The sequence below is a fragment of the Rhodococcus sp. KBS0724 genome, assembly GCF_005938745.2.
Classification (GTDB): domain Bacteria; phylum Actinomycetota; class Actinomycetes; order Mycobacteriales; family Mycobacteriaceae; genus Rhodococcus_F.
On record NZ_VCBX02000001.1, the window covers coordinates 6451166 to 6464695 of the forward strand.

Consider the following 13530-nt stretch of genomic DNA (forward strand, 5'->3'; position numbering starts at 1 on the left):
AGCCTAGAGCGCGCGTACCCCACTCCGCCCTACCTGATTTCGAATGATTAGCTTTCGCGCACAGTCGAATACAGGTCAGCGCTCGGCGACTGGCGCGCCACCCCAGGCAGCGAACTCCAGCGAAAATCCCGCAGCAGATACAACCGCCCTGCAAATCTCTTCGTCCTCATCTGCGGTTCCACCGGAGATGCCGATTCCGCCGACGATCTCGCCGTCGCGCTTGAGAGCGTATCCACCCTTCGTGGCCACGATCGGATGGTGACCCATCCGGCCGACTTGAGAGAAGAAGACCGGGTCGGATTCACTCCAGCCCTTCAGCATGAAGGTCGGCCGCTGCATAACTGCAGCCGAATACGCTTTCGACAGAGCGATACTCGGCGTCATCGGGCGTGCACCGTCCATTCGCTCTACCAGCACGGCAAATCCGCCGTAGTCGACCACTGCAATACTCAATGCCTTGCCCACACCAGCCGCGTGCTCACGCGCCTGATCGACCATCACTCGCGCCTCGGCGAATTCGAGCCTCATTACTGCTCCTTCCGTGCCGCCGTCGGCGACACTTCACTGACAATCGGATTGCTCAATGTGCCGATGCCGGAGATCGAGATATCGACCGTGTCTCCCGGCGACATCCCGACCATGGCGTCGGTTCCCATCCACAGCACGTCCCCGGGGGCGACGGTAACGTATTTCGAAAGCTCAACCAGATAGTCATATGGATCGAAGATCATTGCACCTGTATCGAATTCAGCATGAACTTCGTCGTTGACCCGCACCTCGGTGCGTGAGTGCATCGGATCGACGTCCGTTGCAATCCAGGGCCCCATCGGCTTGAACGTGTCACTGTTCTTGGCCCGCCAGAACGACCGGTCAGCGTGCTGCCAATTTCTGGCACTCACATCATTTCCGATTGTCCAGCCGAACACACTGTCAATCGCTTCGTCACGCGTGCACCGTCGCAAACTGCGACCGATCACAGCGACAAGTTCACCCTCGCTTTCGAAGCGTCCCTCGCAGTCCGACGGTTTGACGATCGGCTGTCGGTGCCCGATCAGCGCACTGGAGGCCCGATAGTTAACCTCGGGTCGCGTCGGAATCTCGGTGGCGGACATTCCGTGCAGCTGTGCATGTTTGATGTGACTGGTGTAGTTCATTCCGACGCAGAGAAACGACGACGGAATAACCGGCGGCGCAAATACTGCGCGTTCGAGCGATACGACCTGACCGGTCGACCGATATACCCCGAACGGCGAACCCTCGACGATTTCGATGACGTCGTCCGAGACGAAACCGTGACGCGTCGTTCCCTCGAGTTCGATTCGGCACCAACGCATCAGATCGCCATCCGGTGGGAAATGCGTTTGGTGACGAGGTAGCCGTCGAGCCCTTCCGACCCGCCCTCTCGACCGAATCCGCTCTCTTTGAATCCACCCGACGGTGCCTGAGGCACCGAACCACCGGCATGGTTGACGGACAGGATTCCGGCTTGAAGTCCGCGGGTCAGGACGTCGACCGTGTCGGCCCGGTGTGTGAAGGCGTACGCGGCCAACCCGAATGGTAGCGAGTTCGCCAGGCGCAGAGCATCATCAAGGTCCGCGTACGGAATGATCGGAACAATCGGCCCGAACGGCTCTTCCGTCATCACTGCGGCATCCATCGGGACCTCGGTCAAAACCGTGGGTGCATAGAAGAAACCGGGCCCCGGTAGTCGATTGCCTCCGGTGAGAACCTTCGCGCCACGTCGACGAGCATCCTCGACAAGGTTGTGGACTGACGACAGTCGTCGTTCGTTGACAAGCGGACCCATCTGCACCCCGGTGGTCAAACCGTTGCCCACCGTAATCTGCTCTGCTGCGAGAACAAAGGCGTCGACAAAGCTCTCGAAGAGGCTCTCGTGCACGAAGAACCTGCTCGGGGAAGTGCACACCTGACCGGCGTTGGCGAACTTCGCCCGCGCACTGGAGCGCGCCGCAGCAACTGGATCGACATCCGGGCAGACAATGACCGGAGCGTGCCCGCCAAGTTCCATCATCGACGGTTTCATGGCCGCCCCGGCCATGGCCGCGAGCGACTTGCCAACCGGCACAGATCCGGTGAAGGCGACGAGGCGGACGATCGGCGACGGGATCAGGTGCTCGGAAACTTCAGCCGGCACACCGAAAACTAGATTCAGGACAGACCCGGGCAGCCCTGCGTCTTCGAAGCATCGCACGAGCTCACACGCGGTGGCCGGTGTCTCCTCCGACGCCTTGATCACGATCGAGCAGCCCGCAGACAACGACGCCGCGATCTTGCGCATCGGGCTCCCGGCTGGGAAGTTCCAGGGCGTGAACGCCGCAACCGGACCAACCGGCTCACGCACGACGCTCAGCGTTTCACCAGGGCCGCGAGGGATGATCCGGCCATGCGCTCGCAACCCCTCTTCACAATTCCAGTCCAAAGTAGTTGCAACCCCGGCGAGTTCTCCTCGAGCTTCGGGGAGGGCCTTACCCTGCTCCATAGTCATGATGCGCGCGATCTCCGCTGACCGCTCGCGCAGAAGAGTGGCAGCTCGGTGCAAGATGTGTGCCCGTTTGTCGAGCGGCATGTCTCGCCACACCACAAAACCTCGCTCGGCCGCCGCCAGAGCGGCATCGAGGTCCGACTTCTCGGCCAGGGGCACGTAACCGAGGATCTCTTCGGTGGCGGGATTGACGATCGGCTCACGGCGCGAACCGCTCCCGTCGGTCCAGCGTCCATCGATGTACATCGCAATTTCGGGGTAGATACTCTCGACTGTCTCGGGTTCTCGAGCAGTCGGGGAAAGGCTTTGACTCATGACTCGCCATCCTTGTTCGTCAACATTGTCCAGCGGTGATGTGGAGGGGTGACCTCGTGAACGCGGGTTGTGTAGGTCTCGTCGACACGGTCCATGTCCGCGGCATACTCGGCGCGGCCCCCGCAGGGTGCATGGACGAATCGAAATACGTTGGACCCGACGGTATGACGTCCCAGACGCCTGGCCTCGCGCCAGCCGCGTTCGATCATCTGGTTCCCGCCGAGGATCACTTCGTCGAAGTTGCGAACCTCGTAGGAAATGTGGTTGATACCGGCCCGGTCGGGTCGGTGGCATAACAGCAAGTTGTGCTGATCGTCGTCACCTTCACACTGCATGAAGGTACCCATCGGCAGTACGTCATCGGTGATTCGGAAACCCAGCCGGTCCACGTAGAAGGCAACAGCCTCGCGGTGCCCGTCCTTGGGTATGTTCCACGCAACGTGACACATCCGCAGCGGGAACACCTGATCTGTCGGGGACGTCGGTACATTCCAACGCTTCACTGCACCATAGCGATTGGTTTCGTCCGTGGTCACGGGAGGCTCGACAATGTCGGCCACCGCCAAGCCCAGCCCGAAGCCGGTCTCGTCGTGAGTGTGCGCCACACCGTCGGCGTCTACCTCGACTACGCGGTCACGTCGCAGGTCCTCGATCACGTTGTCCAGACTCTGCTGAGTATCGATGCCCCACACAAGCTCACGTAACGTCGACCCAGACTCCACTGCCGGTGGAAGTGTGGGGTCATCCTCGCGCCGCAATTCCACTACTTGACCGACGCGAGTGACCAGTTCGGCGCCGATCCGATCCGCGGCCCGCAAGGTGAGACCGAAGTCTTCGAAGAACCGTACGCATGTTTCGAGGTCTTGAACCCCGTAGCGTGCACGCTCGATACGAAGGATTGCCACAGATTCGCGCTCCTTACTCCACGCCGGTCCCGGCACGGATTCTTGCCGCAAAGCAATTGCGCTTACACGGATTACGGTGAACGGTATTGCGCTCGAACCGCAACTTCAATGCCCTGTGCGTGCAGTTTGCGCATACTAATCGTTCGAAGAAAGACTCATACCGAGGCGTGTTGCGGCATCGGGTTCTTGGCAAACCAAGCTGAAATGTAGTCAAGGAAGACCCGCACCTTGCGCAATGTATGAACACCCGGCGAGTGAACGGCATACAGTGCCCGCGTGGGGGCGCTGTAACTCGGCAAAACTTGTTGCAGTACAGAACTTTCCAAATCTTCGGCCACCGTCCTGACGGGGAGCAGCGCCAACCCACGCCCGCGAACAGCAGCCTTGCGCAAAGTGAGGTAACTGTTCGACGAATACACCGGGGACTGTGGGCGCACGTGAGACTCGCGCCCTTCCGAGTCGAGTAGATGCCAAACGGGGTCGTTGGGATGAAGGAGACAGTCATGCTCACCCAGATCCTGATTGGTCAGTAGCGGACTGTGCGAGGCCAGGTATCCTGGCGAACCGCAGAGAACGAAGCGGATGTCCGCCACCTTCCGAATGAGCATCGTCGAGTCACGTAGATCCCGAGTGTGAAAGGCGACGTCATATCCTTGATCCAGAAAGTCGAAGGCCCGGTTCGACATCCCGCCGACTTCGAACCGGACTTGTATCTTGGGATGATCCACCGCAAAGTCTGCGATAGCTTCACCTAGATCCAGATTGCCGATCCACTTAGGACAGATGACCGCCAGCGGCCCCTCCGCCAGATCACGTAGTCCACGAATCGCAGCTTCCTCGGCGTCGAGTTCCCGGAGCATTCGCTGCGCGAAGTCGTAGTAGCGTCGACCAGCGGACGTCAGGCTCACTGCGCGCGCCGTGCGGTTCACCACGCGAACACCCAGTTCTTTTTCCAACTCGGAAACATGCCGCGACACAAGCGAACCCGAAATTCCCAGCTGTCGGGCGGCCCGACTGAATCCACCCTGCTCACCAACGCCTACAAAACTTCGCATAACTGTGATGCGGTCCATATTTTCTCCTCTACGTGTCGCAGACCATAGTAGGGAGATCTTCCCGAGGCACAATCCAGTCTCACTGAGATCCCACTGCGTAAACGCCCGGTACACAGATTTCGGATGACGGCGTTCAGAGCCTCCAACGCACGTCGTTGCGCCCGCAGAAGACTCGGCGCGGACTCGATCCGATTCGAGTGTTTTCCACCGACGCCTCGCGGCCACACGACGCCCCGAACTCAATTGCCTAATTCATATCGAAAACGCAGATCGGCGACGAATTATATTGTTATCAATTGGATTTAGAACTTCCGAGTCAGCCGTGAGAGGTTTGCGCAGAAGGCTGGAATCCCGATTGTGGCGGCACCTCGCCGACAAGGGTCCGGGACCTTCACCGCCTAATCCAGGCCCTCCCCGAGACCACACAATGAAGACTCGACGTGAGATCGAGGCACCTTCGCTCATACGCTCCACCGCGACGACAATCCGTCGCGGTGGACGGTCGCACACAGAAACCTCACACCAGATACACAGAAAGGTCGGCATCCTCCATCCCAGGGCTATGCCGCACGGTCAACTGGCGACGAGTGGACGTGCATCCGTTTCGTCAAGCGGATAGTGGCACGCCGCGAACTGGCCTGGGCGAACCTCACGCATCTGTGGTTCTTCACTCTCACAGCGCAACTGCACCTTGGGGCACCGCGTCTGGAACCTGCAGCCTGGCGGTGGCGCAAGTGGCGAGGGCACATCACCTTCGAGCGCAGGGCCGGCAAACGCACGATCGGGATCGGTCAGGGGAACCGAGTCGAGGAGAGCCCTCGTGTACGGATGGGCCGGATTATCGTAGAGCTCAATGGAATCCCCGAACTCGCACACCTTACCCAGGTACATCACCATTACTTTATCGCTGAAGGAACGGACCACTCCGAGATCGTGGGCGATGAAGACGACGGTAAGGTCGTATTTTCTCTTCAACTCCTCTAACAAGTTGAGGATTTGTGCTTGAACGGATACGTCTAGTGCCGAGACCGGCTCGTCGCAGATCAGTAGGCGAGGATGCAAAGCCAATGCCCGTGCGATCGCCACGCGCTGGGCCTGTCCGCCGGACAGCTGGCGAGGAAGCATGTCCGCGAATCGTTCGCTTCCCAACCCAACCTGGTTCAGTAGCCCCTCCGCGGCCGTTGACTTCTCGTCAGAATTCGATCCAGCAATGGAGAGTCCCTCGACTACAACCTCTTTGACCGGCCGACGAGGATTCAGCGACGCTACGGGGTCCTGGAAGATCATCTGCATGTCGCGACGCAGTTCACGCAGTTGTTTCTTGCCCACTCGCTCGATCCGATGTTCGCCGAAGCGGATCTGTCCGGAACTGATGTGGTCCAATCGCAGCACGGCGCGACCGGTTGTCGACTTACCGCATCCCGACTCTCCGACAATTCCCAACGTCTCGCCCGGCAGCACATCGAAGCTCACCGTCGACACCGCCTGAACGGTACCGGAATTCGTGTGGTACTCGACCACCAAATCCGTGACACTCAACAGCGCGTCATCCCCGCGCAGATGCGCTGTACCGCTACCTGCCAACGAACTCACCTCCTGAAAATTCCGGCACCACAGTGGTAACCGGGTGAAAGCACGACACCTCGTGCTCCAGAGCCACCGGCGTCATGATCGGTCCTGAGGCCCGGCAGTCCTCGGTTGCATACGCGCAACGGGGGGCGAAACGACACCCTGCAGCCACAGCGGTGGGGTCCGGAAGCGAACCCGAAATGAGCTGAAACGGGGTGTGCCGCTCGTGTCCGATCGTGGGTGTGGCAGCGAGCAGTGCGTGCGTGTACCTGTGCCTGGGCGCCTCGAATACCTTTCGAGTCGAGCCGATCTCGGCCAGTCTCCCGGCATACATCACCGCGACCCGATCGGTACGGCCCGCCACCACGGCTAGATCGTGGCTGATCAAGATCATCGACATGCCACGTTCACGTTGAACACCGCGCAGCAGGTCGAGTATCTGACGCTGCACCGTGACATCCAGTGCCGTGGTCGGCTCGTCCGCGATCAGCAGATCCGGTTCGGCCGACAGAGCAATCGCGATCATGACCCTCTGGCGCATACCACCGGACATCTCGTGTGGGTAGTTCCGCAGACGCCGCTCCGGGTCGGGCACTCCTACTTCTTGGAGCAACCCCAACGCCCGGCCTTTAGCTTCCGACCGACTGACACCGAGGTGCTTGCGCATACCCTCGGTCAACTGTCGTTCCACCCGGACAACCGGATTCAGAGAACGACCGGGGTCCTGGAAAACCATGGAAATGTGCTTACCCCAGACCTCACGCTGTTCGCTCTGCGGCAACGACAGCAGGTCACGACCCTGGAAGTACACCTCACCGGAGCGCGCCGACCGTCCGGGCATGAGGCCCATGACCGCCCGTGCCATCACTGATTTTCCGGACCCGGACTCACCGACAACCCCCAGCGACTGAGCGGGGTCGACGTCCAACGTCACATCGTCGACTGCTCGAACGATTCCCCGTGACGTACCGATGTACGCGCGCAGGTTCCTCACTGCGAGAAGTGGATCAGTACTCATTAGCGGTTCAACCTCTCAGATGAAATACCGGACATGACGCTTCGATCAGCTCTGCATGGATCGGTCGAAGCGATGCCGCAGGTAGTCGCCGATCTGATTCAATGCGAAGACGGTAAAGAAGATCACCGTGGCGGGGATGAAAACCAAGTGCGGATTGTCTGCGATGGAATCCTTGCCGTCGTTGATCATTCCGCCCCACGACGGCGTCGGCGGCGGAATGCCCAAGCCCAGGAAGCTGAGTGAGCCCTCTGCCACGATCATCGTTGCCATCACGATCGGCAGGTACGCCGCGAGGGGTGGCAGGACGTTGGGCAGAATCTCCTTGAACAGGATGCGGCCGTTGCCGGCGCCCATATTCAGGGCTGCCCGGACGAACTCCCTCGCCGACCACGTCAGCGTGTTCGCCCGCGCGAGACGAAGGAACGTCGGGATGCCCGTAATTCCAAGACCGATAATCAGAATCGTGACGCTGGGCGTCATGATCGTCGTCAGAGCCAGCAGGAGAATCAGACCGGGGAAAGCCAACATCACGTCGGCCAGCAGGGTGACAATGGCGTCGCTCCACTTGCCGAAGTAGCCGGCCAGGAGCCCGATCAAACCGCCGACGACAAAACTCAGCAATCCAGCGATGGTCGCGACAAGCAACGATACTTGGGCGCCGTGAATAACTCTCGACAGCATGGACCGGCCCAGGGCGTCAGTACCGAGCAGAGTATCCAGCGACGCGAAGTCGATACTTTGCCGCGGAAGACCTATCGGCTGCTCGTACGACGCGATCGGCAGGATTCCCGCGAACACGGCCAGGAGCAGGATCAGCCCAATCCAGAAGAACGACAACCAGACCAGTATCGAACGCGACTTTTTCGCTTCCGGTACCTGAGGAAGATTCCGACTGCTTTCCTCGGGGGCTTCGACTGGGTTCTCGACCGGAATTACGTGCACCGGATTCGTGACGATCATACTTTGACTCCTCTTCGCACCCGTGGATCGATCACTCCGTAGCTGAGATCGACCAAGGTATTGACAAGCACGTAGACAACGGCGATGAAGGCCACCACGCCTTGCACCATGATCACGTCACGCGAGATCATCGACGACGCTGCGAGTTGACCCAGCCCTGGGAGCGAAAAGAGCGTCTCCACAACAACTGTGCCTCCGATCAGCCTTCCCAGATTGATACCGAGAACGGTGATCAGAGAGAACGACGACGGGCGCAGTGCATGGCGGAACATCACATACTTGGCACTCATTCCTCTGGCGCGCGCCGCAGCGATGAAATCCTCGGACAAAGTGCTGATCAAGTCGGAGCGCAGCAAACGATGGAACGCGGCAATTTCGGTGAGGGCGATGGCCATTGCCGGCAAGAACGCGGACCTCAGGTTGGCCCCGAGTCCCTCACTGATCGGCGTCCACCCCATGACGGGAAACAAGCCGAGCTGGATCGCAAAGAAGAAGATCAACACCGGGCCGGCAATGAATGCGGGTACCGAGAGGAAAACGGACGACAACGCATTCAGACCGCGATCAAGTCCGCTTCCGGGAAATGACGCGCAGAGCACGGCAAACAAAACCGATACAACAAGCGCTATCCCCAACCCCAGCGCCGCCAACTCCAGTGTGACCGGCAGCCTGTCGATAATTGCCGAACTAACCGACTGACCGGTGAGAGGTGACGTGCCTAGATTCCCGTGGAGCGCATCTCCCAACCAGTTCAAGTACTGCTGCCAGAGAGGCACATCGAGGCCGAGCTTGCTGTTCAGCGAGGCGATCGCGTCGGGCGTGGCATTCTCGCCCAGGATCACCTGCGCCACAGAACCGGGCGTGACGCCCATGACCGCAACCACAGCCATCGTGACGAGAAGCATCACGAGCAGACTCCGGCCGATCCTTTTTGCCAAGAGCATCATTGGATTTCTCTCCTTACCAACCTGCGACGAACTACCCGGACGTTGGACTCTCGGGATGTCCGCGATGTCATTTCGTGAGCCATAGCTCGTCCGTCCGCCGAGAGCTGGTCTCGCTCGAGCCAGTCATAAGGGCGCCATCGATCCTCTGTTTCGAATCATCATTGACCTTCCGGACTTCGTATCGGGGGGCGGCGGGAGCACCCAGTAGTCGACGAAGGTGCCCCCGTTGCTTTCCTTCCCGAGGAGGTCGCCGGGGTTAGGCCGAGCCTGCGCTCGCGGCCGCTTTCACCTGAACACGGCGGTAGCCTTCGATGTCCGGGTAGGGTGCGGTACGGTCAGGCTGCAGGTCAACCTCGAAGGTGTTGAGAAGCATCGCCAACATGGAAAAGTTTCCGAGGCTGCCGATGATATCGACAAGTCCGTTGTCGCCGAAGGCATTCAGCGCTTCCGCGAAGACTTCGTCGGAGACAAAATGGTTGCCGAGAATCTCCTGAGAGAATCGGTACAGAATCTGCTCGTCCGCGGCCTCGAATGCCGGCTCCTCGTTACGGGCGAGTCGTTCGATGCTCTCACGCGAGACACCGGACTCAACTGCCTTGTCCACGTGAGCATTCCATGAGTACTGCGCATCGAAGAAGCGTGCAGCGATCAGCAAGCTCAGTTCGCGCAAGCGCAAGGGCAGGCTCGACTCGAACCGGCAGTACGCACCCAACGCCTCTACCTTCTCGCACAGCTCGGGGCTGCGGAGCCAGATGAGGAACGGACCTCGAACAGCGCCACGGCGACCTGCGATCCGCGCACTGATCTCGGCCTGACGTTCGTTGAGATCGGTAAGTGGCGTGAGACGCATGGAAAACCTCCTGGGTAATAACGTTCATCGATATGACGTCGAATACGTCGATGTGATGTGGATTACGTCAGTAGACGCAAATACACTTTGGCATCCGCCGCGCCGCCGAACCAGCCCTATTCCACTCAACTAAAGCGTTCGAAATCGGTCGTCTTCCATCACGCGCCCGAGCACGCACGGTGGCGTCGTAAATACCTGTTTCACATCGATATTCGGACCTCGAGCAGTCGATCTATTCGAGCAGAGCACTAGTTCGCCAAAAGACGGGACGCATCGCCCCTCAGCAACAATGCGCCCCGTCGCTCGTGGATGTTCACGTGCGGTACAACCCGGAAAACAGGCAGGCTACTGATCAGCGAGCCACAACCCCGCTGTCAGCAGGGACCCTTCTCCGTACATCTGGATTCCGCCGACCTTCTCGGATGCGATCGCAGTCTGCGAAGTGCGCAGGTAGAAGACGGCCGGCGAGATCTCGGCGAGACGCTCGGATACTGCTTCGTAGGCCGCCTTGCGATCCTCCGCCGACGCGCCGGTGCGTCCAGCGACGAGCGCCGCATCGAGCTGATCATCCTTGATGCCCGACGAGTTTCGAGGCGACGTGCTGTAGAAGGACCGGAACAATGACGGCTCGGGATCGATGAAGTTCGATGCCGCCACCATCATGTCGTAGCCCTTCTCTCCGTAGATTCGTCCCGACTCGGCCCAGTCGACGCGGTTGACCGAAACCTCGACGTTGTCGTACTGACTGAGCTGAGCCTGAACCGCCTGGGCAACCAATTCCTGCCCCGGAAACGCTGTGAATGTGAATGTCAGGGGATGGCCTTCCGCAGCGAACTGATCAAAGAGGTCCTGTGCCTTGGCCTTGTCGTAGGTATGCAAGGGCGTGTCCGTGTAGAACTGGTTTTCCTCCGGGAACAACGTGTCGGCAACAACGCCCGAGCCCTTCCCCACAGCGAGTTCCAGTCCCTCCAGATCGATTGCCGCACTGATTGCCTGACGCATCCGAACATCGTCGAACGGAGCTCGTGTCGTGTTCAGCGCGAGGAATGTCCCGCCGGCCATCGGCATCGACTGAACTTGGAACCCAGCAGTCGACGCTTTCTTCACAACCGACCAATCAGCGGCCTGGACCAGATCGGCGCCACTGCTCACCACCGAATTCAGTCGCTGCTCTTCGTCCGCCGACGAGGTGAGTGTGATTCCGTCCAGATACGGCCGCGGAGCGTCCCAGTATCCCGGGTTCTTGACCAGTTCGATCTTGCCCGCACGTGTCCAATTCTCCAAGGTGAACGGTCCGGCACCGATCGGATTGGCATCGAACGCTTGCGCCCCCTGTGCCAGTGCCGCCGGGGAGGCAATCCAGTTCATCGCTGTCCGCGAAACCTGATTTGCATAAGCCGGAGTCGGCTGCGTCAAAGTAACTTTCAGCGTCGTCGCGTCGACAACCTCGGTCGACTCGACCAGCGCGGCGTCAGGGGTGGAGTTGGAACCGAGCGACTTGTCCTTGAGTCGATCCCAGTTGTACTTGACTGCATCCGAACCAAGCGGGGTGCCGTCGGAGAACTGAAGTCCGTCACGAAGTTCGAGTACGAAGGTCTTGCCGGCGTCGTCCGTCGAGAACTTCTCTGCCATCGAGAACATTGTCTCGTCGGTCTGCTCGTCGCCGTACATCAGCGTTCCGTACAACGAGTTGCCGAGCATGCCTTGCCCCTGCAGGTTGTTCTGAAGAATCGCGGGGTCGAGGTTGCGAGGCTCGCTCAGCATCACCGCGCGAACGGTACCGCCGGCAACGGGATCGCCTGAAGGTCCTGAGTTCGCCTCCGACGAGGAACCGGCAGCGCCACCTCCGCATGCCGACAGTGCCAGAGCGATGGAACACACCACCCCGAGCGTCGCGAGACTTCTCTTTCGGAACATCATGGTCCTTTCTAGATCTAACTCGGTGGTTATGAATTTGTCAGGGCCGCACCGAATCTCGAGCCGACAGACTCGTCGTATACGTCCTCGACACAGCACATCTCGTGCACGGAAACCGCGCCGGTCCATCACCTCGCCAACGAAGTGGGTAACGCAATGTCCATCCGAAATAGCTGACCGAAAGCCGATGTGGGGCAGGCTAAGAAGAGTTGCAGCCGCCTCGCCCCAACCCATCTCCGTCAAACTAGTCGTCCAGGATCGCCCGGGTCCACAGCCGATTGCGAAACCTTTGTATGCACAAAAGTGACGGCCGTCATAGTCTGCCGGGTAATCGTCGGTACGTCCGGCGACACCAACGAAATTCGTTCAGCTAATGATGCGTCCGTACCACTGGATTGAAGGTACCGGCGAAAGATAACGTCACGACACAGATTCCGGCTACTACCCGTGGCACGCCTCACGGTTCGCCGTCACGACCCGGTCTCTGCACAGTCGCCCAATCCTATCTGCGGCGACGTTTCACAGGCACCCGCACGTCGGGAGAATAGAGGATCCATGTTCATTGTCGATTCGCAAATCCATATCTGGAAGGACGAGGCTCCGGATCGTCCGTGGCTTCCGGGGGCGCGTGAGCGTATCCGATTGAACGGTCATCGGGAGGAGTCGTTCAGTTACGAGGAGGCTCTCGGGTTGATGGATGAGGCGGGGGTGGATCGGGCGTTGATTCTGCCGCCGTCGTGGGAGGGTGATCGGATCGATTACGCGTTGGAGGCGTGTGAGGCGCATCCGGATCGTTTCGGGATCATGGCGCGTATTCCGCAGAACAAGCCGGTCGAGGGTGCGGCGATGATGAAGGATTTTGCGCAGAATCCGCATGTGAAGGGGACGCGGTTGACGTTCCATCGTCCGCAGGACCGGAATTGGATGATCGACGGCACCAATGACTGGTACTGGCCTCTGGCGGAGGAGTTGGGTATCAAGACGATGGTGCATGCTCCGGTGTGGAAGGCGGAGCTCGGTGAGATCGCGGGTAAGCATCCGGAGCTCAAGATCATCATCGACCATATGGGGATCATGGCGCGGTGTGTCGACGATGCGATCGGGTATTGGGTGAAGGAGACGGCGGATCTGCATGTTCATCCGAATATTTTTGTGAAGGTTTCTGCTATTCCGGGGTATTCGACGGAGCCGTTCCCGAATCTCAATATCGCGAAGTATGTGCGGGAGATGGTTGATGCGATGGGTCCGGAGCGTTGTTTCTTCGGTACCGATATCACGCGTCTGCTCGGTCACGGGTTGACGTGGACGGATACGGTCGAGCAGTTCACGGAGCATTTCGATTTCACCGAGCAGGAGCTCGAGTGGATCATGGGTCGCGGTATCGCCGAGTGCCTCGACTGGCCCATCTCCGAGGCAGCCTCTCAGGGATCGCTGCAGGCTTCTGGCAAGTAGCAGTAAAGCAACTGCAGTACAACAGAACAACTCCGTGAA

At 59.6% G+C, this 13530-nt stretch carries 12 protein-coding genes; 1 reads left to right on the top strand and 11 read right to left on the bottom strand.

The genetic code is table 11. The annotated features are described in order from the left end of the window. Positions 1–75: 75 nt before the first annotated feature. The 11 genes from FFI94_RS29725 to FFI94_RS29775 form a co-directional block, all read right to left on the bottom strand. On the bottom strand, positions 76–528 hold the full coding sequence (locus tag FFI94_RS29725) for a heme-binding protein (protein ID WP_138870997.1): 453 nt from the start codon (positions 526–528) through the stop codon (positions 76–78). Further along, on the bottom strand, positions 528–1334 hold the full coding sequence (locus tag FFI94_RS29730) for a fumarylacetoacetate hydrolase family protein (RefSeq protein ID WP_138870998.1): 807 nt from the start codon (positions 1332–1334) through the stop codon (positions 528–530). The genes FFI94_RS29725 and FFI94_RS29730 overlap by 1 nt, the downstream gene beginning before the upstream one ends. Next, on the bottom strand, positions 1334–2818 hold the full coding sequence (locus FFI94_RS29735; protein WP_221937774.1) for an NAD-dependent succinate-semialdehyde dehydrogenase: 1485 nt from the start codon (positions 2816–2818) through the stop codon (positions 1334–1336). Before FFI94_RS29735 ends, FFI94_RS29730 begins: the two co-directional genes overlap by 1 nt. Further along, complete coding sequence (locus FFI94_RS29740) at positions 2815–3723, bottom strand: VOC family protein (protein ID WP_138870999.1); 909 nt, start codon at positions 3721–3723, stop codon at positions 2815–2817. The genes FFI94_RS29735 and FFI94_RS29740 overlap by 4 nt, the downstream gene beginning before the upstream one ends. Positions 3724–3878: 155 nt before the next feature. Continuing rightward, entirely contained in the window at positions 3879–4796 is a 918-nt protein-coding gene (locus FFI94_RS29745) for a LysR family transcriptional regulator (protein ID WP_138871000.1), read from the bottom strand. 555 nt (positions 4797–5351) lie between these two features. Continuing rightward, positions 5352–6362 carry an ABC transporter ATP-binding protein gene (locus FFI94_RS29750; protein ID WP_138871001.1) on the bottom strand — a complete coding sequence of 337 codons (1011 nt, stop codon included), beginning with the start codon at positions 6360–6362 and terminating at the stop codon, positions 5352–5354. After that, positions 6352–7365: an ABC transporter ATP-binding protein gene (locus tag FFI94_RS29755; RefSeq protein ID WP_138871002.1), complete on the bottom strand. Its 1014-nt coding sequence runs from the start codon at positions 7363–7365 to the stop codon at positions 6352–6354. Before FFI94_RS29755 ends, FFI94_RS29750 begins: the two co-directional genes overlap by 11 nt. A gap of 45 nt (positions 7366–7410) precedes the next feature. Further along, positions 7411–8325 carry an ABC transporter permease gene (locus FFI94_RS29760; protein ID WP_138871003.1) on the bottom strand — a complete coding sequence of 305 codons (915 nt, stop codon included), beginning with the start codon at positions 8323–8325 and terminating at the stop codon, positions 7411–7413. Beyond that, positions 8322–9272 (bottom strand): ABC transporter permease, encoded by a 951-nt coding sequence (locus FFI94_RS29765; protein ID WP_138871004.1) that lies wholly within the window; start codon positions 9270–9272, stop codon positions 8322–8324. The genes FFI94_RS29760 and FFI94_RS29765 overlap by 4 nt, the downstream gene beginning before the upstream one ends. A 256-nt stretch (positions 9273–9528) precedes the next feature. Further along, positions 9529–10122: a carboxymuconolactone decarboxylase family protein gene (locus FFI94_RS29770; RefSeq protein WP_138871005.1), complete on the bottom strand. Its 594-nt coding sequence runs from the start codon at positions 10120–10122 to the stop codon at positions 9529–9531. Between the two features lie 345 nt (positions 10123–10467). Next, on the bottom strand, positions 10468–12039 hold the full coding sequence (locus tag FFI94_RS29775) for an ABC transporter substrate-binding protein (protein ID WP_138871006.1): 1572 nt from the start codon (positions 12037–12039) through the stop codon (positions 10468–10470). Positions 12040–12594: 555 nt separating this feature from the next. Between FFI94_RS29775 and FFI94_RS29780 the strand changes: the two genes are divergently transcribed. After that, complete coding sequence (locus FFI94_RS29780) at positions 12595–13491, top strand: amidohydrolase (RefSeq protein ID WP_144298302.1); 897 nt, start codon at positions 12595–12597, stop codon at positions 13489–13491. The last annotated feature ends 39 nt before the right edge of the window (positions 13492–13530 follow it).